The sequence below is a fragment of the Nocardia ninae NBRC 108245 genome (assembly GCF_007990755.1).
Lineage (GTDB): Bacteria > Actinomycetota > Actinomycetes > Mycobacteriales > Mycobacteriaceae > Nocardia > Nocardia ninae.
In genome coordinates, this window is sequence record NZ_BJXA01000072.1 from 23,976 (window position 1) to 47,006 (window position 23,031).

21 protein-coding genes are annotated in these 23,031 nt (G+C 66.8%); 11 read left to right on the forward strand and 10 right to left on the reverse strand.

The genetic code is table 11. The annotated features are described in order from the left end of the window. Positions 1–203 precede the first annotated feature (203 nt). From NN4_RS35070 to NN4_RS35080, 3 genes are all read right to left on the reverse strand, one after another. Positions 204–1,607 (reverse strand): cytochrome P450, encoded by a 1,404-nt coding sequence (locus tag NN4_RS35070; protein WP_147140261.1) that lies wholly within the window; start codon positions 1,605–1,607, stop codon positions 204–206. Between the two features lie 46 nt (positions 1,608–1,653). Beyond that, positions 1,654–2,865, reverse strand: a complete 1,212-nt coding sequence (locus tag NN4_RS35075; RefSeq protein WP_147140300.1) for a serine hydrolase domain-containing protein — start codon at positions 2,863–2,865, stop codon at positions 1,654–1,656. 112 nt (positions 2,866–2,977) lie between these two features. Beyond that, on the reverse strand, positions 2,978–3,535 hold the full coding sequence (locus tag NN4_RS35080; RefSeq protein ID WP_147140263.1) for a DUF6764 family protein: 558 nt from the start codon (positions 3,533–3,535) through the stop codon (positions 2,978–2,980). Between the two features lie 194 nt (positions 3,536–3,729). On the opposite strand from NN4_RS35080, the gene lppU reads away from it, so the two are divergent. After that, positions 3,730–4,347 (forward strand): LppU family putative lipoprotein, encoded by a 618-nt coding sequence (gene lppU / locus NN4_RS35085; RefSeq protein WP_147140265.1) that lies wholly within the window; start codon positions 3,730–3,732, stop codon positions 4,345–4,347. Between the two features lie 144 nt (positions 4,348–4,491). After that, positions 4,492–5,961 carry an MFS transporter gene (locus tag NN4_RS35090; RefSeq protein ID WP_147140267.1) on the forward strand — a complete coding sequence of 490 codons (1,470 nt, stop codon included), beginning with the start codon at positions 4,492–4,494 and terminating at the stop codon, positions 5,959–5,961. 61 nt (positions 5,962–6,022) lie between these two features. Here the strand turns inward: NN4_RS35090 and NN4_RS35095 are convergent, their stop codons facing one another. After that, the gene (locus tag NN4_RS35095) at positions 6,023–6,697 is read right to left on the reverse strand and encodes a S1 family peptidase (protein ID WP_147140269.1); all 675 of its coding nucleotides are present in this window, start codon (positions 6,695–6,697) and stop codon (positions 6,023–6,025) included. A gap of 562 nt (positions 6,698–7,259) precedes the next feature. On the opposite strand from NN4_RS35095, the gene NN4_RS35100 reads away from it, so the two are divergent. From NN4_RS35100 to NN4_RS35140, 9 genes are all read left to right on the forward strand, one after another. Further along, positions 7,260–8,078 carry an ABC transporter permease gene (locus tag NN4_RS35100; RefSeq protein ID WP_186818778.1) on the forward strand — a complete coding sequence of 273 codons (819 nt, stop codon included), beginning with the start codon at positions 7,260–7,262 and terminating at the stop codon, positions 8,076–8,078. Beyond that, complete coding sequence (locus NN4_RS35105) at positions 8,079–8,942, forward strand: ABC transporter permease (protein WP_107653465.1); 864 nt, start codon at positions 8,079–8,081, stop codon at positions 8,940–8,942. A gap of 6 nt (positions 8,943–8,948) precedes the next feature. Then, entirely contained in the window at positions 8,949–10,433 is a 1,485-nt protein-coding gene (locus tag NN4_RS35110; protein WP_147140272.1) for an MlaD family protein, read from the forward strand. Continuing rightward, positions 10,430–11,479 (forward strand): MCE family protein, encoded by a 1,050-nt coding sequence (locus NN4_RS35115; RefSeq protein ID WP_147140274.1) that lies wholly within the window; start codon positions 10,430–10,432, stop codon positions 11,477–11,479. Before NN4_RS35110 ends, NN4_RS35115 begins: the two co-directional genes overlap by 4 nt. Beyond that, positions 11,479–12,474 carry an MCE family protein gene (locus NN4_RS35120; protein ID WP_135237713.1) on the forward strand — a complete coding sequence of 332 codons (996 nt, stop codon included), beginning with the start codon at positions 11,479–11,481 and terminating at the stop codon, positions 12,472–12,474. The genes NN4_RS35115 and NN4_RS35120 overlap by 1 nt, the downstream gene beginning before the upstream one ends. Beyond that, positions 12,474–13,580 carry an MlaD family protein gene (locus NN4_RS35125; RefSeq protein WP_135234130.1) on the forward strand — a complete coding sequence of 369 codons (1,107 nt, stop codon included), beginning with the start codon at positions 12,474–12,476 and terminating at the stop codon, positions 13,578–13,580. The genes NN4_RS35120 and NN4_RS35125 overlap by 1 nt, the downstream gene beginning before the upstream one ends. Before the next feature lie 8 nt (positions 13,581–13,588). Continuing rightward, entirely contained in the window at positions 13,589–14,680 is a 1,092-nt protein-coding gene (locus tag NN4_RS35130) for an MCE family protein (protein ID WP_147140276.1), read from the forward strand. Further along, entirely contained in the window at positions 14,677–15,849 is a 1,173-nt protein-coding gene (locus tag NN4_RS35135) for an MlaD family protein (RefSeq protein ID WP_147140278.1), read from the forward strand. The genes NN4_RS35130 and NN4_RS35135 overlap by 4 nt, the downstream gene beginning before the upstream one ends. Before the next feature lie 132 nt (positions 15,850–15,981). Next, entirely contained in the window at positions 15,982–16,806 is an 825-nt protein-coding gene (locus tag NN4_RS35140; protein ID WP_147140280.1) for a hypothetical protein, read from the forward strand. A gap of 84 nt (positions 16,807–16,890) precedes the next feature. Here NN4_RS35140 and NN4_RS35145 read toward each other — a convergent pair whose 3' ends face one another. The 6 genes from NN4_RS35145 to NN4_RS35170 all read right to left on the reverse strand — a co-directional run bounded on the left by NN4_RS35145 (position 16,891) and on the right by NN4_RS35170 (position 22,721). Further along, complete coding sequence (locus NN4_RS35145) at positions 16,891–17,463, reverse strand: ribonuclease H family protein (protein WP_135234126.1); 573 nt, start codon at positions 17,461–17,463, stop codon at positions 16,891–16,893. A 10-nt stretch (positions 17,464–17,473) separates the two neighbouring features. After that, positions 17,474–17,944: an SRPBCC family protein gene (locus tag NN4_RS35150; RefSeq protein WP_147140282.1), complete on the reverse strand. Its 471-nt coding sequence runs from the start codon at positions 17,942–17,944 to the stop codon at positions 17,474–17,476. Between the two features lie 162 nt (positions 17,945–18,106). Beyond that, complete coding sequence (gene lhgD, locus NN4_RS35155) at positions 18,107–19,306, reverse strand: L-2-hydroxyglutarate dehydrogenase (RefSeq protein ID WP_147140285.1); 1,200 nt, start codon at positions 19,304–19,306, stop codon at positions 18,107–18,109. A gap of 21 nt (positions 19,307–19,327) precedes the next feature. Next, on the reverse strand, positions 19,328–20,023 hold the full coding sequence (locus NN4_RS35160) for a hypothetical protein (protein WP_147140287.1): 696 nt from the start codon (positions 20,021–20,023) through the stop codon (positions 19,328–19,330). A gap of 375 nt (positions 20,024–20,398) precedes the next feature. After that, entirely contained in the window at positions 20,399–21,190 is a 792-nt protein-coding gene (locus tag NN4_RS35165) for a TIGR03084 family metal-binding protein (RefSeq protein WP_147140289.1), read from the reverse strand. Positions 21,191–21,365: 175 nt separating this feature from the next. Continuing rightward, entirely contained in the window at positions 21,366–22,721 is a 1,356-nt protein-coding gene (locus tag NN4_RS35170) for a DUF445 domain-containing protein (RefSeq protein ID WP_107653452.1), read from the reverse strand. Positions 22,722–23,031 lie beyond the last annotated feature (310 nt).

A 23,031-nucleotide genomic window follows, 5' to 3' on the forward strand; every position in this document is an offset into this window, starting at 1 on the left:
GTATTGACGGCCCGACCCTGCATCCTTCCTACCGTCCCGGAGCGGCCCGAAGCCAGTTGCGGTTCACAGTGATTCGTTCCGACCGTTCGGTGTGGCAGCGGTCACACAGCCAGGTAGTCGTTGTCCAGTTCGGCGAAAGGTACCGGTCACGTCGGCGAGTCCGGGGTACGGATCGATGCCGCTGGTCGGTCGCTGTGCGGGGTCTACGAAACGTCTTCGTGACGTAAATCACTCACCACGTCGAACGGAATTGGGCGATGCGGACCGGTTGCTATGTTGTGCGGCACCGACATCGGCGTACGGCCGTTCGCATACCGTGGCGCGAGCCGCAGCCGCACGCGGCTCACGATGGTAGCCAACGCGATTCGCAGTTCGTAGTCCGCCAGCGCCGCCCCGACGCAGCGCCGATGCCCGCCACCGAACGGGGCGAATTCGAACGGCCGGTATCTGCGCTCGAGGAACCGCTCCGGCCGGAAGCGCCGCGGCTCGGACCACACCTGCGGGTCCGAGTGCAGCAACGGCACCGCGATTCCCATCGTGTCGCCCGCCGCCAGTGCCACCCCGCGCAGCGTGAACGGCGTGGTCAGCCTGCGCACCACGATGGGCACCGGTGGATGCAGCCGCAGCGTCTCCTGGCACACGGCGTCGAGATAGGGCAGCGCCGCCAGCTCGACCGGGGTCGCGTCCGGTCCGGCCGCGCGCAACTCCGCGCGCAGCCGGGCCAGGGTGTCCGGTGCGCGGTGCAGCTGGAACAGCGCCCAGACCAGCGTCGTCGCGGTGGTCTCGTGCCCGGCGACCAGCAGGGTGCGCAGTTGGTCGCACAGGTCGTCGTCGGTGATCGGGGTGCCGTCGTCGTAGTGGGTGCTCAGCAACATGCCCAGGATGTCGGTGGTCGGCGGCTCGGCCCTTCGGCGCTTGATGTCGTCGAGGATCAGCCGGTCCAGCCGAGCACGGGCCGCGACGAATCGGTCCCATGGCGCGTGGCCGAACAGCCCTTGCCGCAGCACCGGCATCAGCATGAGTGGCCCGGAAAAGGTGGCGAGGAATTCGCCGACCGCATCGGTGTATTCGGCCCGCCGCTCGGGGCTGTCCACCCCGAACACCGCGGTCAGGATCACCCGCAGCGTGATCGCCCGGGTGGCCGCCCGCGCGTCGATGCGGGCGCCGGGCCGCCACGTCCGTCCGGTGTCGCCCGCGAGTTCCTGGTGCACCGAATCCCGGATGATTGCCCCGTATTCGCGGATCCGCGCGCCGTGGAAGGCGGGGGCCAGCAGCGCGCGGTCGCGGCGATGCCGCTCGCCCGCGGTGAGGATCAGCGAGGCGGTGCCGACCAGCGGCTCGATCGGATTCGGCCGCGGGGGTGCGGTCGCGTCGACCGGCGCGCGGAACAGCTCGCGCGCACCCTCTGCCGTGCCGGTGAACAGCGCCGATCCGAAGCCGGGGAAGCGCACGAAGAACGGATCACCCTCGCGCGTCCGGCGCCAGCGGAAGTACCTGTCGAAGTCCAGGCCCGCGGCGAGCGCGTGCAGCACGATCAGCCGAGGTGGCTTCGGCACGGCGACGGCGCGCGGATCGCCTGCGCCGGGCTCGGCTGTGCCCACGTCCATATCTATAGGTACGAAGTCAACCGCGGTCGGGTTCGACGCGGCCGCACTAGCCCGCTGTTTCGTCGACGACCACAGTGGGTTTGATCCTGCGGACGGTGTTGCGCGCCGTCGCCGCCAGCCGCGCCATCCTGGCGTCCCCGAGCGCGGTCACCGCGTTGCCGAGCCGGTTGGTGACGAACGCGACCGACATGCCCAACTCCGGATCGGCGTAGGCGCCCGATCCGCCGACACCGTAGTGGCCGAACGCTTTTCGCGGCTGCTGCTTGGACATCAGCACCGGCCGGTGGTAGCCGAGGGTGAACCGCAGCGGCAACCCGAGCACGTAGTCGCGGCTCTCGGCGGGCTGCGCCTGATTGATGGTCTCGATCGTCTCCGGCCGCAGCAGCTGCACGGTCGCCCCGCCACCCCGGTGCGTCGCGAAGACCTCGCCGTTGTTGGCCAGCGCCCCGTACATCCTGGCCAGGGCGCGGGCCGAGAAGACGCCGTTCCAGCCGGGCATCACCGCGTCGTGCACCCGAGGGTCGCGGACCAGTTCGTCGAAGCTCTCCGGCATGCCCGCCTCGGCGAGCCCGCGGATCGGGCGCACCCAGGACAGCACCGACGAGGCGGTGTTCCAGCGGATCCCCGGCGGGCTGAGGTGCGGAAAGATCTTGGCGATCCGGTAGCGCTCGGATTCCGGTACCCGGAACCAGAATTCGTCGAGGCCGAGCGGAACGGCGATTTCGCGACGCAGCACCTCGGTGAACGGGTCACCGGTGACGCGCTGCACGAGCTCGGCGACCAGCCAGCCGAAGGTGATCGCGTGGTAGCCGGAGGTGCGGATGCGGCGCGGGTCGGGCGGGCTGTCGGCCAGCGCCCGGATCACGGCGCCGTAGTCGAGGATGCCTTCCCGGCCGGGGACCAGGCCGCGCACCCGGTGCAGTCCCGCGCGGTGCGCGAGCACGTCGCGCACGGTGATGTCGCCCTTGCCGTGGGCGCCGAACTCGGGCCAGTACGTGGCGACCGGCGCGGCGTAGTCGACCAGGCCGCGTTCGGCCAGCCGGTGCAGCACGGTGGAGGCGACGCCCTTGCCGGTGGAGAAGGTCAGCGCGACGGTGCTGCCGTTCCAGCGCCGGTCCTTACCCGCCCAGCCCGCCCAGATGTCCACCACGGGTTTGCCGTCGAGATAGATGGCCAGCGCCCCGCCGCCGCGACTCGATTGGGTGAACATGCCGAAGAATTGGTCGGCCAACCGGATGAAGCGCGGGTCGACCAGCATCTCCTTGGGCGCGGCGAGCTTGCCTGCCGCCGGGTCGGTGGCGCCGAAGTCGCCCGCTGCCGTTGCCGAAACCATGGGGTCGCCTCCTGACCACCGATCATCGGACCGTTACTCAGGGTAGCTGGTGCACCGGGGCCTGCCAGCGGCCGAAGGGCGTGCTGAGGCAGGTGTCGCCGGTGTGCGAATTCCAGGCGAAGGCACCGGTGCCCAGGCACACCACGGTGTTCTCGGCGGTCTGCACGGCCGCGCGCGAGCCGTCGAGGGCGACCGACGCGGCGATGAGCGGTACGCGTGTGGTTCGCGAATCCCCTGCGCTGTCGGAATTCACAGCGCTGTCGATGGAACTGCGCGCGATCGCGTCCTGGCCGATGCCGAGCGCGATCGGAATCCCGCCCGCCCCATCGCTGGCGCCGACCCCACCGGCCATGCCGATGCCGATCGCCTTGGCGCCCAGGGTCGCGTTCGCGTAGCCGACACCGTCGATGCCCAGAGATTTCGCCTGGCCGAGCAGGTCGCTGGCGGCGCGGCAGGCGGTGTGGCCGTCGATCACCGTGATGTCGGCGCCGTTTTCCGAGGTGCAATGCACATCGGTTGCTGAGGCCACCGCAGGCAACACCAGAGAGGTGAGCACCGCGGCGGCCGAGCAGACGATCATGCTGATCAGCTTCACGGGTAACTCCTCTCCAACGCTGAAGACCACCATACCCAGATGGGTTGCTGGAACCCCGATTCCACGGTCGAGTCGACGTGTGCGCGCTCGATGGTGTATGCATGGCGTGTATTTCAAGCTCAGCTATCTTTTGTTTACTTCGGATTCTTACGGGGGTTTGAGTTCGGAGCGTTACAGCTCGGGAGGACTGTTTCGTGTCTGGTCAACTGGCCTGGGGTCGTGTCGCGTTCGCGGCGTTCGTCGCGGTGGCCGCCCTATCCGTGGTGGGCTGTAGCTCTACCATCAGCGGCCGCGCGCAGCCCGCGGTGGACAACGGCACCATCAATGCCGTGTCGATCACCAGCACGCCGAAGCCCTCGGGCAAACCGACCACCGGCAAGCCGACGCCGACCACCAAGGGCGGCAACACCGATTTCGAGGCCAGCGAGGGCGACTGTGTGACGCTCGGCGGCACCACCTCGAACGCCACCATCGCGAAGGCGTCCTGCGGCAGCCGCGCGGCCAATTACAAGGTGATCGGCAAGGCGCCCAAGAGCACCCAGTGCGTGAGCGACGCCGACAACTACTACGCCGAGACCCTCAACGGCATCGAGCAGGGCGCGTACTGCCTCGACATCGACTGGGTCGTCGGCGGTTGCATGGATGTCGGCGGTGACGACCCCAAGCGGATCGACTGCACCGGCACCGCCCCGACCAAGGGCGTCAAGGTGGTCAAGCGGGTGGACGGCGCCGACGATGTCAGCGTCTGCGGCAGCGGCACCGGCTATGTCTACGAGGAGCGCCGGTTCGTCGTCTGCGTACAGGAGCTCTGACGCTGTTGCGCAGCAGCTCTGACTCTTTGCCCAGGAGCGCTGACACTTTCGGCAGGACCAGTGACACTTTCCCCAGCAGAGCTGACACTTTCGCCCAGCGGTGAACTCCCGAGCATTCGGACACCGGCCAGCTAAGTTGTCTCGGTGAGCACGATCGATCTTCCCCGGCTGAAGTCGTCCACCGGCCGCTGGATCCTGCTGGCTACCATCCTCGGTTCGTCGGTGGCCTCGCTCGATGCCACGGTGGTGAACATCGCGCTGCCCCGCATCGGGGAATCGCTGCACACCGATGTCGCGGGGCTGCAGTGGACCTTGAACGGGTACACGCTGACGCTGGCCTCGTTCATCCTGCTCGGCGGCTCGCTCGGCGACCGGCTGGGCCGGCGCAAGGTATTCGTCTGGGGCACCATCGGTTTCGCGATCGCGTCGGTGCTGTGCGGCGCCGCGATGAATATCGAGATGCTGGTGTTCGCTCGCATCCTGCAGGGCGTGGCCGGTGCCATGCTGACGCCGGGCAGCCTCGCGCTGATCTCGTCCTCCATCGACCGGCGCGACCAGGGCGCGGCGATCGGGTTGTGGTCCGGCTTCGGCGGGGTCGCGGGTGCGCTCGGGCCGTTCCTCGGCGGCTGGCTGATCGAGCTGGCCGGCTGGCGCTCCATCTTCTTCATCAATGTGCCGCTCACCCTGGTGGTGGTGCTGGTCGCGCTGAAACATGTGCCGGAGAGCCATGATCCGAACGCCAAGTCGCAGTTGGACGTGCCGGGCGCCCTGGTGGTCGCGGTGGCACTGGGCGCGCTGACCTTCGGCCTGATCGAAACCATGCCGCTGCTGCTGGTGTCGGGGGTGCTGCTGCTCGCGGCGTTCGTGGTGATCGAGCTGCGCAGCGACCATCCGCTGGTGCCGCCGGTGCTGTTCGCGTCGCGGGTGTTCACCGCGGCGAACCTCGTCACCCTCGCGGTCTACGCGGCCCTCGGCGGCGTCTTCTTCCTGCTGGTGCTGGAATTGCAGCTGGTGGCGGGCTATTCACCGCTGATGTCAGGTGTGGCCACCGTCCCGATCACGCTGATCATGCTGGTGCTCTCCGCGCCGGCCGGGCGCTGGGCGCAGGTGCACGGCCCGCGCATCCCGATGACCATCGGGCCGCTGCTCGCCGCGGGTGGACTGGTGCTGCTGCTGCGCATCGGCCCGGACACTGTCTACCTCACCGACGTGCTGCCGGGCGTGGTCGTGTTCGGCTTCGGTCTCTCGGCCCTCGTGGCCCCACTCACCGGCGCCGTGCTCGGTGCGGTGCCGTCGAGCGAGGCGGGCATCGCCTCCGGTGTGAACAATGCCGTCGCACGGACCGCACAGCTGCTCGCCGTCGCCGCGCTGCCCGGCCTGGCCGGCATCTCGGGCGCCCTCGGCGATCCCGTCGCCTTCCATCACGGCTTCGGCACCGCCCTGTGGATCTGCGTCGGGCTGCTGGTGGCGGGTGCGGTGCTCGCGGCGCTGCTGCTGCGGCAACCGAAGCACCCCGCCACCCTGGACAGCGTCGACTGCCTGCCGCAGTGCGCGGTGTCCGGACCGGCGGTCGCGCCGCAAACCTCGGATACGCCTGCCACCAACGAGAAATGAGCGGGCGCAGACGGTTTTTCAACCGCGCACCCGCTCATCTCTGTTGTCTGGTGGAGACTTCTTAGATAGGTGTAAACCCTGCGCCGACACCGCCGCGGGCGTTGATGTCGCCCATGATGGTGCTCATGTTGGTGCCGACCTCGGGGCCGAAGCAGGCCAGAGCGAGGTAGGCGTTCACCATGCCGACGAGGGTGGAGCCGATGACGACCGGCGCACCGGAGTCACCTTCCACCACGCACATCTGGCTCCAGGTCTCCATGTTCGACGCGAACACGTCGCCATAGCTGATGCCGCAGGTGTTGCCGGTGGTGCGGCCTTCCTTGCACACGATCATCGGGAACTGCGGCGGTGCGCCGAGTCCGGTGATGGTGACGTTGCCGATCCGATTCACCGGGATGATCGCGCCCGGTTCGAACTCGATGACGGCGTAGTCGAGATCATGGTTGGAGTAGACGAACCGGCCGATCACACCGGCGCCGCGGTTGACCTCCGCGTACACCTCGGCGCCGGGGTCGCCGCAGTGGCCCGCGGTCAGACCGACGAGCCGGCCCGCGTTGTCATGGCCGACGGTGGTGACGGTGCACTCGAATTGGTTGTCGATGATGATGCCGGAGCCGCCGCCCACAACCGGCGGGCCCGGCTCGGCCTGAGCGGCCCCCGCGCCCGTCCCGAGTAGCGCCGCACCGAGGGCTACGGCGAAGGCGGCGTTGGCCACCTTGGCGAGTTTGCTGAACATGTCCCTCCAGACGTCGGAAGCCCGCACGATATCAATTTGTCGCACCCATCGTGTCAGTATTCGGGTCCGGGCGCGTCATCTACTTCGGGGTGTCCACGGCGGGCGAGCCTCAACCCCTTTTTTCGACATAAGCTTAATTATGTCTCTTATTATCCATAATAGCGACAAGCTATCAAAAGGGGCGATGTCCGTTTCGAGTTTGTCCTCGAACTGTAGTACAGCCCGTTCTGTTCGGTTCCGGAATCAAATGTCATTTTGCATGAATTCTATCCGAATAAATTGCCGCGATGATCTTGTCTGGGCGGTCGATTCGCCCGGTTGACCTGTAACTTGTTCCAGAGAAACCACCCTTCGTTTTGGGCTGTGACCCAATATCGGTGGCGGCCGCCATAGCGTTTCGACCACAGTGACGATCGTCTATGACTGCAATCACAGGAGGGTGGTGTGTTCTGGCTTACTACGTAGTAAGGTGCGTCAAGCAAACAAGTCGTCGGGGCAGCCAACCGGCGTCGAGAGGGGTTAGCCAGTGCAGTCGACCGAGAGTCCGCCAACAGGATCACGGATGAGTGATGCGGTCGATTGGACCAAGGGTTACTGGGCAGACCATCCGAAGGCTTCGCTGGAGACCTTCGGTCGCCAGATCACCATGGGGATCGCCGCGGTCGCCGAACTGTTCGTCGCCATCTTCCGGCGGCGTTTTCCGTTCCGTGAGTTCATCCGCCAGTGCGCGTTCATGGCCAGTGTCTCCGCGGCGCCGACGCTGCTGGTCGCCATCCCGATCGGCGTTATCGTCTCCATCCAGGTCGGCTCGATCGCAGGCCAGGTGGGTGCCACCTCCTTCATCGGCGCGGCCAACGGCCTCGGCATCATCCAGCAGGGCGCTCCCCTCGTCACCTCGCTGATGATCGCAGGCGCCGTCGGCTCCGCGGTGTGCGCCGACCTCGGCTCGCGCACCATCCGGGAAGAGATCGACGCCATGAAGGTGATGGGCGTCGACCCGATGCGCAGGCTGGTCGCCCCCCGGCTCGGCGCGGCGATGCTGGTGAGTGTGCTGCTCTGTGGCTTCGTCGTCTTCGTCGGCTTCCTGACCGGTTACATCTTCAATATTTTCGCCCAGGGTGGTACGCCGGGTTCCTACATCGGCACCTTCTCCTCGTTCGCGGTAACACGCGATCTTCTTGTCGCACTGATCAAATCGCTGATTTTCGGTCTGCTCGCCGCGATCATCGCGTGCGATAACGGATTGAATGCGCGCGGTGGTCCCGGCGGCGTCGCCAACGCGGTGAATTCCGCGGTGGTGAGTTCCGCCATCATGTTGTTCGGGGTGAACCTCATCATCACCCAGGTGTACAACGCACTGCTCCCGTCACAGGTGGTCTGAGTGTCGTCGACATATGTTCCGCCGCTACTGCGGCCGTTCCAGCAGTTTCGCAAGGGTGCGCAGGCACCGGTCGATCTGCTCGCCAAGCTGGGCCACCAGGTGTTCTTCCTGCTGCGCTCGATCGGTTCGATCCCGTTGGCGCTCAAGCACTATCCCAAGGAAGTGTGGCGGCTGCTCTCCGACGTCTCGTGGGGCAACGGCAACCTGGTCGTCGGCGGCGGCACCATCGGCGTTGTGGTCATCCTCAGTGCGTTCGGCGGGATGACCGTAGGCATCCAGGGGTACAACTCGCTGAACCTGCTCGGCCTGAGCCCGATCACCGGCGCGGTCTCCGCGTTCGCCACCACCCGCGAACTCGGCCCGCTGCTCGCGACGATCGCCTTCGCCGCGCAGGCGGGCTGCCGGTTCACCGCACAGCTGGGCGCCATGCGCATCTCCGAGGAGATCGACGCGCTGGAGTCCATCGCGATCCGGCCGCTGCCCTACCTGATCAGCACCAGGATGTTCGCGGCGATGGTCGCCATCATCCCGCTGTACTGCCTCGGGCTGGCCATGGCCTACCTGTCCTGCTCGCTGACCGTGCAACTGATCGGCGGCACCCCGGGCGGTACCTACCAGCATTACTTCTACCAATTCCTGGTACCGACGGACGTGATCTACTCCTTGCTCAAGGCGATCCTGTTCGTCGCGATCACCACGTTCATCCAGTGCTATTACGGCTTTTTCGCCTCCGGTGGACCGGAGGGGGTCGGCGTCGCGGCCGGCCGGGCGATCAAGGTGTGCATCATCGCGGTCGTCTTCGCGAACCTGTTCATGACTTTGGCGATCTGGGGAGTCAACCCCGGCATCAGGATCTCGGGGTAGCACCAGATGATCATCGATCCCAGTGGGCGTGGACCCACGATGCGTCAGCTACTGCTCGCGGGCGTCGGCGGCCTTGTCGTCCTCGCGCTGGTACTCGGCTTCCTGATGGCCCGATACCAGGGCTATTTCGTCGAGAAGGTGAACGTCACCGCGAACCTCACCACCACCGGTGACGGGCTGCCGTCCGACGCCGACGTCAAGTTCCGCGGCGTGCTCGTCGGCGCGGTCAAAGAGGTCGAGGTCGCGGCCAAGGGCGAACTGCAGAAGGTGAAGATCGAGGTGAAGCCGGAGTTCGCCTCCGGCGTGCCTGCCAACGTCACCGCCAGGGTGGTGCCGAGCAACCTGTTCGCGGTCACCTCGGTCGAGCTGGTCTTCAACGGCCCGGCCGATCAGTACCTGCGCGAGGGCTCGGTGATCGAGGAAGATCGCAGCAAAGGCACGCTCGCCCTGCAGGACACGCTCACCACGGTCCGCAACATCCTGGACCGGATCGATCCGATGCAGTTCGGTCGCGTGCTGGGCACGCTGTCCCAGGCGCTCGACGGCAGCGGCCGGATGCCCGGCTCGACGGTCGAGCGATTCGACCGCTGGCTGCAGTCGGTGGACGACTCGATCCCCGATCTCGGCGTGATGCTCGGCGACTTCTCCAGCTCGTTCCATGCGCTGAACGAGTCCTCGCCGGAACTGCTCGACGTGCTCGGCACCTCGGTGGAGACCGCACGCACCATCGCCGACCGGCGCAGTGAGCTGGTCGCCCTGATCACCGGGACGGGCAGCACGGTCGACACCGTCAACGGCCTGTTCGCCCGCAACGGCGACGTCGGCAAGCAGGTCACCGAGGGCATCAGCGACATGTTCGGCGCGGTGGCCGCGGACCCCAACGCGATCACCCAGACGATTCTGAATCTCAGCGAGACGGTCCGTAAGTTCGACTCCACGTTCACCTGGGGCCCGCAGAAGCAGCAGATGTGGAACGCGGGCGTCACGCTCACGCCGTACAAGCCTTACACCGTGGCCGACTGCCCGCGCTACGGCGAGCTGGCCGGACCGAGTTGCTTCACCGCGCCCGCGGTGAACGAATTGCCGCCGCTGCCGGACAAGTTGAAGCCGAGGGCGCTGGAGTCCGCGGCCGGACTGCCGCCGGTGGTGCCGATGCCCGGGCTGCCGCTGATTCCCGGTGTCACCACGCCGGCTCCGCAGCCGGTCCAGGCCGGTGTGCCTGGTGCGCCGTTCGCGGGCACCCCGCTCGAGGGTCTGTTCCCGATGCTGCCCGGTCTGTTCGGCCAACCGGCCCCGGCTGCTCCGCAACCGGCGCCGCAACCGCAGGCAGCGCCCGGGCCCGTCCCCGCGGCGGGCGCGATCTCCTACCAGGGTGACGCGGCCATCGCCAAGCTGCTCGGCCGCCAGCCGACCACCGCCGAATATCTGCTGCTGAGCTCGATTCTGAAGGGCGGGACCATGCATGTGGCCGAAAACGGGGTGGGCCGATGAGTATTCGTAAACCACTGATCGGCTTCGGCATCTTCGCGCTGGTGTCGATCCTCGTCACGGTGGTCGTCTGGAATACGTTGGCGCGCATCGTCGATGGCGATACCCGCACCTATTCGGCGACCTTCACCGATGTGCTCGGCCTGCACGAGGGTGACGACGTGCGGATGGCGGGCGTGCGGGTCGGCAAGATCGAGAAGATCGAGCTGGTGCGGGATCAGAAGCTGCGCAAGCAGGTGGCGAAGGTGAGCTTCGTCGTGCAGCGTGATCAAACCCTCTATGACGACACCAAAGCCCTTGTCCGCTACCAGAACCTGATCGGCCAGCGGTATGTGGCCTTGGCGCCTGGCAAGGCGTCCGGTCCGGCCCCGCTGCAGGACAACGCGTCGATTCCGCTGGAGCGCACCGAGCCGTCGTTCGACGTCTCGGGTCTGCTCAACGGTTTTCAGCCGCTGTTCCAGGCGTTGCAGCCCGAGCAGGTGAACCGCCTCTCCGAGACCTTCATCCAGGCACTGCAGGGTGACGGAGTCTCGTTGAGCGCGTTCATCGTGCAGGCCGCGCAGCTGGCCACCGACTTCCAGCGGCGGGATGCGATCCTGGCCGATGTGATCACCAACCTCTCCGGTGTGATGGCGGGGTTGGCCAAACGAGGTGATGAATTGGAGACCCTGGTGACCCAGACCCGGGCCTTGATCGGCGGGTTGTACGAGCAGGGCCAGTCGCTGCAGACCTCGACCGTGCAGATCGCCAACGCGACCAGCTCGCTGGTGGACATGGTCGGCCACATCCAGCCCAAGCTGCAGACCGCCCAGAATTCCACCAGCGCGGCGTTGACGCTGCTGCTGGACAACGGCGCCAAGCTCGATCAGATGGCGATCGACCTGCCCAACATCATCTCGATCGCGGGCAAGCACACCGCCGAGGGTGGCTACGCCAACGCCTACCTCTGCGGCTTGGACATCTCGCTCTACGGGGTGCTGTTCCCGCGCGGGTTCATCCACAACCTCGGCATCGGTGGCAAGGCCCAGTCGGCGGTGTGCCGCCCATGATGTCGAAGATGAAGGCAAGGTTCGACAACAACCGCTACTTCTGGCTGGGCATCCTCGGCGGTGCGCTCATCGTGGTCCTGCTGCTCGCCTCCAGCGCGGTCAAGCTGATCGGTGTCGGCGAACAGACGGTGAAAGCCGAGTTCGTGCAGGCCGCGGGCATCAAGGTCGGCGATCGGGTCAACGTCGCGGGTGTGACGAGTGGCCGGGTGGACGGTGCGAAGCTCGAGGGCGACCACGTGCTGCTGACGCTGAGCGTCAAGAACGGCGTGAAGCTCGGCCCCGACGCCCGCGCGTCGATCAAGATGGCCACGCTGCTCGGCGCCAGGTACGTGGATCTCGATCCCGGCGACGGTTCCGGTTTGAAGGGCGGCCGGATCCCGTTGTCCAACACAGCCGTTCCATACAACTTGGCCGATGTGGTGCAGGAGGGCACGCCGAAGTTCGAGGCGCTCGACACCAAGAAGCTGTCGGAGTCGCTGAACCTGATCAACCAGCAGATGGGCGATTCGCCGGAGCTGGTGGCGCAGGCACTCGACAGTGTCGGCGCGCTGGCCAAGGTGATGGATGCGCGCAAGGACGAGGTCAACAGCCTGCTCAAGGATCTGAACCGGGTCACCCAGATCCTCGGCGACAACCGCAACAGCGTGTTGCTGGTGATCACCCAGGGTGAGGCCATCGCGAACCGGGTGATGGAGCGCCAGGGTCTGCTGCGCCAGCTGCTCGACAATATCGCCGAGCTCACCAGGCAGCTGCAGGAAATCGGCGCGCAGAACGACAATCAGCTCGGCCCGACCATCGTGCAGCTCAACACCATGTCCGAGGGCCTGCAGAAGAACAAGGAAAATCTGGACCGGCTGTTGTCGCTGATGCCGCCGACCGTGCGCTACCTCGCGAACTCCTGGGGTGGCAACGGGCCGTACGGCTCGGTCGGCCTGCCCTGGATTTTCCCGGACAACTGGTTGTGCCGCGCCAACGTGATCGAGGGGTGCCAGTGATGACCTGGACGACGCAGAACCTGCGCAGAGTGGCCAAGACGCTCGTCGTCGGTGCCGCCGCGCTGACCGTCGGCAGCTGCTCGCTGGTGCCGAGTTCGGTGAACGACGCACTCGGCCGGACCATTCGGGTCACCGCCGACTTCGAGAACATCGCGGGCATCTACGAGGGCAACCCGATCACCGTGCTCGGGCTCGACGTCGGCAAGGTCGACAAGATCGTGCCGAAGGGCACGCTGGTCGAGGTGCACATGTCGATCAACAACGACGTGAAGATTCCGAAAGACGCGATGGCCGCGATCATTTCGCCGTCCATCGTCACCGACCGGCACGTCGAGCTCACCCCGGTCTACACCAAGGGCGACACCCTCACCGACGGCGCGCATCTGCCGCTGGCCAAGACCAAGACGCCGGTCGAACTCGACACGATGATCAAGACCATCGATCAGTTCGCCGCCGCGCTCAAGCCGGAGCCGGGCACCGAGGGCATCGGCCCGCTCTCCGGCCGGGTGTTGTACCCGATGGTGAACGGCAACGGCGAGAAGATGCGGGACACGCTCAACGCGTTGTCCGGTGCGCTGAAAGTCGGTGTGGACAACAAGGATGCGGTGTCCAACATCATCATCAAGCTGAACGAGCTCACCACGATGCTGGCCGACAACGACCAGTCGGTGCGCGACTTCAGCAACCGGATGACCCAGATGACCGGGCTGCTCGCCGAGCAGGCCCCCGGCCTGCAGGCGACGCTCGATCAGATCAACGACTTCCTGGCCAACACCAGCGGCACGCTCGGCCAGTACCAGGATCAGCTGGCGAGCGCCCTGGCCGGATTGACCAACGTCACCGCCCAGTTGCGCGAGAACGCTTACGGCATCACCGAAGTCGTCGACGTGGCGCCGATGGTCTTCCAGAACATCGACCGGATCGTGAACCGGGAAGGGCGCTACGTTCGGCTGCACGCGATCATCGGCACGGCACTGTCCGGTGAGATGGTGAGCGTGTTCTGCGAGCGGATCCAGATGAAGGCGGACGGTTGCCGCACCGGAAACATGCAGGACTTCGGGCCCGACTACGGCCTGACCGCAGCGCTGCTCGGACTGACGAAATGACGTACCGAATGACGATCAAGGCACGCCGCGCACTGATCGCGGTCGCGGCGGTGGCTGGTGTGGGCATCACCTCCGGGTGTGGTCTCACGGTGGAGAAGCTGCCGCTGCCCAAGCCCGGCGTATCCGGCGAAACCTACACCGTGCACGCCGTTTTCGAGAACGCGCTGAACCTGCCGGACCAGGCGAAGGTGAAGATCGGCGGCTCGGATGTCGGCGTGGTCTCCAACATCAAGACCAAGAACTTCCAGGCCGTCGTCGACCTGACGATCAGCAAAGACATCGAGCTGCCCAAGAACAGCACCGCCGAACTGCGCCAGGCCACGCCACTGGGTGACGTGTTCATCGCGGTGTCCAAGCCGAAGACCGAGCCGGGCACCGAAATGCTGCGCAGCGGAGACACGCTCGGCCTCGACAAGACCTCGGCGGGTGCCACCGTCGAGCAGCTGCTGATCTCGATCTCCATGCTGTTCAACGGTGGTGGCGTCGCCAGCCTCAGCAAGCTCACCTCGGAGCTGGACTCCATCGTGGGTGGACGCGGCGGCCAACTCTCGCACCTGATCACCGAAATGACCGGCGTGGTCGGCAGTTTGAACGCCAACTCGGCGAAGGTCGACAGCGTGCTGAACGAATTCAGCGCGCTGGCCAACACCATCGAGTCCCGGCGCGCCGAGCTCGGCCAGGTGGCCGACACGCTGCCCCAGATGATCGGCGCCATCGCCGAGAACAACAGGGCCATCGGCGATCTGCTGACCAAGGTGTCGACCACCAGTGCGGCGCTCGGCGATTACGCGGACACCTCCGGCCAGCAGCTGGGTAGCCTGCTCGACAACACCCGCGCGCTGATGGACGCGCTGGCCGCGACCGGCGACAACCTCGGCATCCTGCTCGATCGGGCGCGCGAGATCCGGCCGAAGGTCGACGCGACCTTCAAGGGCAAGAGCTTCGCCGTCTACGCCACGCTGACCAACCTCGACCTCAGCGCGGTGACCGACCCGCAGCACGGCGGCCTGCATGATCTGCGCGACGTGCAGGATCTGGCGGGCAGCCTGATCCAGGTGCTGCAGATAGTGCAGAACCGGGTGGAGGGTGGTCACCGATGATCGCGAAACTGATGCAGCACAAGCTGGTGTTGTCGACCATCGGCCTGGTGCTGGTATTCGTGATCGGCGCCAGCTATCTGATGATCAGCATCATGCGGGTGAACCCGTTGAAGTCCAGTTACACCGTCACGGTGAATCTGGACCGTTCGGGTGGTCTGCAACCGGGCAACGATGTGACCCTGCGCGGCTATCGGGTCGGCAAGGTCAACTCGATCAAGCTGACCGACCGCGGCCAGGCCATCGCCGCGGTGGCGGAGATCGAGAGCAAGTACAAGATTCCGGTGGACACCGCGATCTCGGTGCAGGCGCTCTCCGGCGCGGGCGAGCAGTACATCGACTTCCGCCCGGCCAGCGAGCAGGCGCCGTACCTCGGCGACGGCGCGGTGATCAAATACGATGCGGCCAAGATCAAGACGCCGACCCCGGTCTGGTCGGTCCTCGACAACGCCAGCGCACTGATCGCGCAGGTCGATCCGGACAAGTTCGGCGTCATCCTGCACGAGCTCGACATCGCGCTCAGCGGCGGCCCGGATCAGTTGCGCGGCATGGTCAACGGCATCAGCCTGGCCATGGCCGGCTTCGACAATCTGCTGCCGCAGACCACGAACCTGATCGCCAACCTGCGCACCATCGCGAACACCACCTCCAACGCTCAGCCCGACCTCGGCACGCTGACCCGCAACTCCGGCGCGCTGTTCACCCAGTTCAACAACGCCAACGCCGAACTGCAGGGCATTCTCGAGCGCGCACCGGGGCAGTTGGCCAGCCTCGGCGCGGTGCTGGACAAGACCAGTGATCCGATCACCAGCCTGGCCACCAATTTCGCGGCGATGACCAAGGCCGCGCAGTTGCGCCTGCCCGCCCTGCGCGCGCTGTTCCCCTCGCTCGCGCTGGGTGCGGACGCGCTGGGTGTGCCTGCCCACGACGGCGAGTTCCACGCGATCCTCGACATCTGGCCGCGGCCGTTCTGCACCTACAACACGCCGCAGCTGCGCAACGAGGTCATCCAGGACGGCTCGATTCCCAAGTGGAACTACTGTGAGAATCCGCCGCCCGGCCAGGAGATCCGTGGTGCCGCCAACGCACCGCGCCCGAATGTGCCGAACAACGGCGCGCACATGCCGCCGGGTGTGGATCCGAACGAACGGACCCTGCCCCCGATCAAGTGAGTTGCACCCGGTCCCGCGGTGAAACCGTGGGTCCGGGCATACTCGCCGAGAGAACGCGTACGGTACGCCCGAGATGCGGGCCCGTCAGTCGATCGGTGCGCCCGCGCGCCGGGAAAGTGCAGGTTTGTATCGATGTCCACCGATGACGCTGACACCAACAAGGACGCCGAGGACGCGGTGACCGAGGACGCTGCGACCGAGAAGTCCGCCGCAACGGCGAAGCCTGAGCTGTCGAAGACAGAAACGGCAACGACCGAGAAGAAGGTGGCGACCGAAAAGCAGCCCGCGGCCGAAAAGAAGGCAGCGTCGGAGGCCGGTGCGACGGCGAGTGGTCCGGCCGGCGCGAAGCGGTCCGCCTCGTTGCCGCTGATCGCCGCGTTCGCGGCGGGTGTACTGGCGGTGGCCGCGATCACCGCGGTGGTGGTGTTCTTCCTGCAGGGCAAGGACCGCGGCGAGAAGCTGGACGCGATCCGCGATTCGACGCAGGCCGCCTGCACCTTCGGCAAGGACGTCTCGGTCTACGACTACACCAAGAACCTCGACGACTACTTCACCAAGGTGAAGTCCGGGGCGAGCGGCGAATTCCTCAAGGAGTTCGACGACGCGACCAAGGCGCTCAAGGACGCGATGGTGCAGGCGCAGGTCAAGTCCTGGGTCGACGACGTGCAGTGCGGCTACCAGTCCGGTGACAAGACCGAGGCCAAGGTGCTCGTCACGCTCACCCAGTACCGGACCAACTTCACCCAGTCGACGCCGGAGCGGCAGTTCGTCGTGGTGATCGCGCAGCTGACCAAGTCCGGGGACAAGTGGCTGGTCGAGAAGCTCGATTCGCCGATGCTGAAGGGCGCGGGCACCGGTCTGCCCGGCGCTCCGGGTGCGCCCGTGCCGGGCGAAGCCCCCGCACCTGCGCCTGCCCCCGCGCCGAGTGGGCAGCCTGCCCCGCAGCCGGGTAACTAGCCTGCGGTCGTAAGTCCGACGAGCGCCTCCGGCGGTGGGGCGAACCACCACCGCCGGAGGCTATTCGATCTGGTCGCGCACCGATCAGAACAGCGTCAGTGTCTGCGGCGCCGACGGCGCGGCCGCCTTCCCCGCGGCCTGCTCTCGTGGCGCTTCCGGCGCCGCCGGCGTTTCTTCCACAAGCACCGCGGGGATCTCCGCGGTGTTCGCCTCGGCGACGGCCGCTGTCGCGGCGGCCTTCCGAGCCGCTTCTCCGGCAAGCGCGTCGGCCTGCTCGTTGAAGTAGTTGCCGACATGTCCACGGACCCAACGGAACCGGACGGGCCCGGGCCTGCTGGCGATCGCTTTGTCGATCTGCCGGATGAGTTCCACGTTCTTCACGGCGCCGCCGCTCGAGGTGCGCCAGCCGTTGAGCCGCCAACTGGAGATCCACTCCGACGCGCACTTGATCGCGTAGAGCGAATCGCTTTCGATCAGTAGGGGTTCGGAGCCGGGATGGGCGAGAATCGCCTCCAGCACCGCGCGTAGCTCCGCGACCTGGTTGGTGCCGGAGGCGGCACCGCCGCTCAGCGAGGAGCCCTGATGATTGACCCAAGCCCAGCCGATGGCGCCGCCGGGGTTGCGGAGGCAGGATCCGTCGGTGCTCACGATGATCATGGCTGGCACCCTACGCAATCCGACCGACAAGATCGGTACCGTGGAATTCTTCTATCTCCCTTCGCAATTGGGACTCGGTGCGGCGGAGCGCCGATTTGACGGCGGAATCCACCAGACCGACACAGAGTCGCCCCGCCAAGCCACGCGGGGGGCTGTACTCCGCCTCGGACGTCAGCACCGACCGCCCGTATCCGAGCGGATCGAAGCGCAGCGTCAGGGTCCCGGACAAACGCCCACGCAGCGTATACCCGATCACCACGTTGCGACGATATTCGGTGACCTCGCATGTCATCCTCGGCCGCCACAGCATCAGCCGTGCGGTGGTCGCGTACATCGCGCCGAGGCCGGAGTCGAGCTCACCGGTCGGTTCGAAGTCGGCGACCGCGAACATCCAATCCGGTACGAACAGATGGTTGTCCGTATAGGTGAAGGCGACCTCGACAGGCGCCCCGACGTCACTCGCGTACTTGATGCGGCCCATGAGGCCCTCCCGGTTCCACGACTGGCGTTAAAAGTACTACAGAACTCCTCTTTATTGGAGGGTTGCGCCGGATTCGGTGCGGCGGTTTTTCACAGTGCGACCGGCCGGTTGCTCGGTTGCTCCGCGCTGGTCAGGTCCCATATTGGACCGGTCGGTCGTGTTCTAGCTGCTGCCCAGCTGATCGACGATGTACTCGGCGATCGGCATCGCGGAGGTCGCTGCCGGGGACGGTGCGTTGAGCACGTGCACCGAGCGCGCGGTGCGCTCGATCATGAAGTCGTGCACCAGGGTGCCGTCGCGCAACACCGCCTGCGCGCGGATGCCCGCCTCGCGCGGCCGCAGATCCGCGAGGGTCAGCTCCGGGCAGTAGCGACGGCACTCGGCCAGATAGCCGCGCTTGAACAGCGAATTACGCAGTTCGCGCAGCCCGGTGCGCACGTTCGCCGCGGCCACCCGGTGCACACCGGGGAAACCGAGCACCGCTCGCGCGTCCCTGGCATCGAAACTGCCTTTGCGATAGCCCTCCCTGGCCAAGCCGAGCACCGCGTTCGGGCCGACGGTCAGCGCGCCGTCGATGGTCGGGCTCAGATGCACGCCGAGGAACGGCAGTGTGGGATCGGGAATCGGATAGATCAGCGTGCGCACCAGCCCCGCCCGCTCCGGCGGCAGCTGGTAGTACTCGCCGCGGAACGGCACGATCCGGAAATCGTTGCGCAGGCCCGCCATTCGAGCCATCCGATCGGCCTGCAGGCCCGCGCACACCACGAGGGTGCGTGCCGTCCATGAGCCGGTCGGCCCCGCCGCGGTGACCGTGGCGTCGGTCTCGGCGAGGGAGGTAACTTCGGCGCCGAGGACCAGCTGGCCGCCTGCCCGGCGGACCTCGTCGGCCAATGCGGTGGTGATCGCGGTGTAGTCGACGATGCCGGTGTCCGGCACGAACAGTGCGCCGACCCCGGTCACCCTCGGTTCGCGCCGATGCAGCTCGGCGGCGTCGAGCAACTCGACCGCCACGCCGTTGGTGACCGAACGCTCGTGCAATGCCAGCATCCGTTGCCGCTCGGCCGCATCGGTGGCGACCAGCAGCTTGCCGCAGACCTCGAAGGGAATCTTTTGTGCCGCAGCGAATTCCTTGGTCCAGCGGGCGCCGCGGCGGCACAGCCTGGCCTTCAGGCTGTCCGGCGGATAGTAGATGCCCGAATGGATGACGCCGCTGTTGTGCCCGGTCTGGTGGGTGGCCAGCGCGGCGGCCTTCTCCAGGAGCACCAGGGTCGCTCCCGGATGACGCTGCAGTAGTCGATGCGCCGTGGCCACCCCGACGATGCCGCCGCCGATCACGCAGAAGTCGTAGGTGCTGTTCGGCATACGAGAACAGTAGGCCGAGAGTTATACCGAGACGGCGGGTTCCGGGCCGCGCCGGGTGCTCGCGCCGGGTGTCTGCTTCGTCGGCGCGGTGGTCGACTCGGTATCCGGCACGGGGACCGGAGCGGACTTCGGTGCCGGGTTTCGTTCGAAGCGCAGGTCGTGGTCGCCGAGTGACGGGTCGGTCAGCATCAGCACCACCGCACCACTGCGCGTGTCGAATTCGGTGCGCAACTCGGTGCTGTCCGCGCGGTCGTCGAGCCGTTCCCGGTTCGGGTCGCCGGTCAGCACGGTGCGGGCGTTGGTGCCGAGGGTGATGGCGATCGTGTCGGTGGGTGCGGCGGTGACCTGCGCGTCGAAATAGGCGTCGCCGAGCAGCAGGGTGCCGCCGACGGTGGCCGGACGCGGCGCGGGCGACGAATAAGGGTGTGGGTCACCCGCTTTCGGCACTGGAACGACCACGTCGTGCGAAGGTCGGCGGTAGGTCGAGCGCAGTTCGAAGCTGCCGCCGGTCAGCACGGTGTCCACCCATTCGGGTTCGCTCGTCGAATCCTCGACGGGCTGTGCCGGTGGTGCGGCGAGGGCGCCGCCGGGCCGGTTGATGTCGGCCATCTGGTGGACGATGTAGGTGCCCGCGACCACGGTGAGGCTGAGACTGGCGGCACCCGCGAGAACGATCGCGGCGTGCCGAGCGATCTGGGCATGCTTGTTTCTTGTCACGATGCGGTCCTTCCTGTGCCCCTGCTCCCCCTGGCAGCCGGCCCGCATCGTTGAAAGCCGTACGGTTGTCCAGGTTACGGCGCAGCCCGCGGGGGTACCGCCTCGGGGAGAGCAGAATCACAGTCCACATCGCGGACCGCCGGCAAACGGTCGGCCGATCCGCGGGGTGCTTTATGTTTCCAGCACCTCGAGTGGGGGTAAATAAACTTTGCTGGCGAGCGTCATCCTCGACTGCCACATCGAGACACCCGGCCAATGGCGTCCGGCCGACACGAACGGCGCACCCAAGTGTGGCGCTCGCCCGCTCCCCAATCTCATGGATCGGGTCGGGTGTCGGCAACGGCCGGATGTTCGCATCCGGCCGTTGTCGCCTCTTCAGGCGAACTGACCTGCGGTCCGTCCCGTTCCCGTCGGTCCGGCGAAGGCCTGGGCGAGGGTGAGCCACTCTGCCGCGTCCGCGCCGACCGCCTCGATCGCCAGATCGTCCGGATGGCGACGCTGGGTTACCAGCAGGCAGAAGTCGAGAGCGGATCCCGTCACACGTTGCGCGGCGTCCTCGGGACCCCACGACCAGATCGTGCCGTCGGGTGCGGTGAGTTCGACCCGGAATTCTTCGGTGGGCGGCGTCTTTCCATGCACCGTGTAGGCGAAGTTCCTGGTCCGCACGCCGATGTGGGCCACGGTGCGCAGTCGTGCGGTCGGGGTGCGAACGACGCCGAGAGTGTCGGCCACGTCCTGGCCGTGCGCCCAGGTTTCCATGATGCGGGCGGTGATCATGGAGGCCGCGCTCATCGGCGGGCCGAACCAGGGCAGCTTGCTGCCTACGGGGACCGCGCGCAGAGCGTCGGTGAGTGACTTGCGGCCGCTATGCCACCGGTCCAGCAGCTCTGCGGGCGGCGCGGTAGCCGCTTCCCCGGCGGCCTCGTCGACGAAGGTCGTGGCCTTCGGCGCGGCCTCGACGACCAACTGCTGGAAGCGGTCGGCATCGGCGGCGGCGAGCGTCGCCACCTCGTCGGTCCAGGCCAGATGGCCGATCTGATGGGCGATGGTCCAGCCGGGGGCGGGGGTGGGGCGGGCCCAGTCGGCCGCCGCCAGCGGGGCGACGATTCCCTCCAGCTCCGCGCACTCGTCGGCGAAGTCGTTGAGCAGCGCTTCCAGGTCAGCCATCTGTTCCCTGCCTCATCGCGGGGTGCCCGGGCTCGGGCGGGTTGTCGCCGCCGAGCGTCACGCACGCCTGTGCACGCACACCACGTCGTGTGCTGTCGCGGTCCAGCATCGCAGCGGCCACAGAAAAATGCAAGCACGCGTGCTTGTATTTCTGCGGAGGTCCGAGAAGCGTTGTCTACCAGCCGAAAACGATCAGATGCGAGGCGCCGACGACCAGTCCGAGCACCGCGCCGTGCAGATAGAGCAGCCAGGCGTCCTGCTCGACCGAGGCATAGAACATTTCCATGAACTCCCCCGGCGTCAACTGCCGCAGCTTGCGCGCCGCGAACACGTCGATGGTCTTGGCCTGCTCCCGGGTGAACTCCGCGTCCTCCACCAGGGTCGGCGCGAGCCCGACGGCGGCCCCGGCCGCACCTGCCTTGAGATTGTCGAACTGGCGGCGCCCGAGGGCGGCGCGGACGAACGAGGTGGTCGGGCCGAGTTGCCGGTGGATCTCGTCGGAGATCAGCCGTTCCAGCAGCTGACGGGTCTTGTCGCCGTTGGGTCCGTCGAGCAGTTCCTTCGACAGGTTCGGCAGGGTGAGTACCTGGTAAGCGAGGATGTGCGCGAGGTCGGTCGCCGCCTGCGGCTGCCGTTTGGCCAGCAGCGCCTGCCGCCACAGGTACTTGTACCAGGGCTGCGGGTCGCCCGGCTCGAACACCATCTTGACCGCGATGACGTTGACGATCACGCCGATCGCCGCCGAGGCGAGCAGCACGATCACCCAGCCCGGCACCCAGCCGAACACCGGAATGCGGTGGTGCACATGCAGATACAGCGCGAGCAGCAGGCCGAACGGCGCGCCGAGCAGCCCGATCCGGACCATGAAGCGCAGCTCCGGCGCCGCGATCGTGGTGGTCAGATCCTTGAGGATGCCGGGGTTGTCCTGCAGGTATCGGATGACGAAGCTCTTGATGTCGATGAGCTGATCGACATTGTCGCCCAGTGATTCGAAGGCGCGCCGCGACAGCGCGGGCATTTCCCGATCCACCCGCTGATAGATGACCTGCTTCGCGGCGCGCGGCACCGAACGCCACAGGTCCGGGTTCTCCCGGTTCATCAACTCGTCGACCAGCGGCTGCACCTGTTTACGGGCCAGCACCGCGACGTAGTCGGCGATGCCGTCCAGGTCGAGTTCGTGGATGAAATCGCGCGGACTACCGATCCGCATCAGCGCCTTGTCGACGCAGATGCTGGCCATCTTCTCGGCCCGAGCCGGGATGAACCCCTGGAAGCCGAGTCGGCGTCCGTCGCCGGAGAACGTCGGCAGCACCTGCACCCGGCGCGGGAAGTACGGATACAGCAGGTGCAGTCCGGGAATGTGGACGCCGCGAAATCGTTCCGGCCAGAACAACATCAGCACGCCGGTCCAGTTGGTCAGCCAGCCCGCCAGCGCGCTGAAGATCGGGAACGTCACCAGATCGACCACGAACTTGGACTGGCCCGTCAGATCCTCCCAATCGATGAACACGCCGGCGGCGAGTGAACTCATCGATGGATCTCCCTAGGCCGAACCGGCGGAACCGCCGGTATGAGGTATCAAGGCCCCAACATTGTCATTGCGCCGGAGCGAGTGTCAACGCGGCGCGGGATAGGGGTTGCGATCGCGTCGCGGGGCTACCATGAGCGCGCCCGAGCCGGCTCAGGGCGTGAGCATGACATCCCCTTCGCGCGGTCACCGACCGCCGACGTCGCAGGAGGTCGCGTGTCCGAAAAGTCAATCCCCGAAGACCTACCGGCCGAGGATGACGAGGCCGGGCTGAGCAGGCGCCGGGTGATCGGCACCGGCGCCGCCCTCGGTG

Coding starts and splice junctions, on each gene's coding strand:
- NN4_RS35070 (WP_147140261.1), bottom strand. CDS start 1,607: ATGGACGTGGGCACAGCCGAGCCCGGCGCAGGCGATCCGCGCGCCGTC.
- NN4_RS35075 (WP_147140300.1), bottom strand. CDS start 2,865: ATGCTGGTCGACCCGCGCTTCATCCGGTTGGCCGACCAATTCTTCGGC.
- NN4_RS35095 (WP_147140269.1), bottom strand. CDS start 6,697: ATGTTCAGCAAACTCGCCAAGGTGGCCAACGCCGCCTTCGCCGTAGCC.
- NN4_RS35100 (WP_186818778.1), top strand. CDS start 7,260: ATGAGTGATGCGGTCGATTGGACCAAGGGTTACTGGGCAGACCATCCG.
- NN4_RS35110 (WP_147140272.1), top strand. CDS start 8,949: ATGATCATCGATCCCAGTGGGCGTGGACCCACGATGCGTCAGCTACTG.
- NN4_RS35115 (WP_147140274.1), top strand. CDS start 10,430: ATGAGTATTCGTAAACCACTGATCGGCTTCGGCATCTTCGCGCTGGTG.
- NN4_RS35120 (WP_135237713.1), top strand. CDS start 11,479: ATGTCGAAGATGAAGGCAAGGTTCGACAACAACCGCTACTTCTGGCTG.
- NN4_RS35125 (WP_135234130.1), top strand. CDS start 12,474: ATGACCTGGACGACGCAGAACCTGCGCAGAGTGGCCAAGACGCTCGTC.
- NN4_RS35130 (WP_147140276.1), top strand. CDS start 13,589: ATGACGATCAAGGCACGCCGCGCACTGATCGCGGTCGCGGCGGTGGCT.
- NN4_RS35135 (WP_147140278.1), top strand. CDS start 14,677: ATGATCGCGAAACTGATGCAGCACAAGCTGGTGTTGTCGACCATCGGC.
- NN4_RS35140 (WP_147140280.1), top strand. CDS start 15,982: ATGTCCACCGATGACGCTGACACCAACAAGGACGCCGAGGACGCGGTG.
- NN4_RS35145 (WP_135234126.1), bottom strand. CDS start 17,463: ATGATCATCGTGAGCACCGACGGATCCTGCCTCCGCAACCCCGGCGGC.
- NN4_RS35150 (WP_147140282.1), bottom strand. CDS start 17,944: ATGGGCCGCATCAAGTACGCGAGTGACGTCGGGGCGCCTGTCGAGGTC.
- lhgD (WP_147140285.1), bottom strand. CDS start 19,306: ATGCCGAACAGCACCTACGACTTCTGCGTGATCGGCGGCGGCATCGTC.
- NN4_RS35165 (WP_147140289.1), bottom strand. CDS start 21,190: ATGGCTGACCTGGAAGCGCTGCTCAACGACTTCGCCGACGAGTGCGCG.
- NN4_RS35170 (WP_107653452.1), bottom strand. CDS start 22,721: ATGAGTTCACTCGCCGCCGGCGTGTTCATCGATTGGGAGGATCTGACG.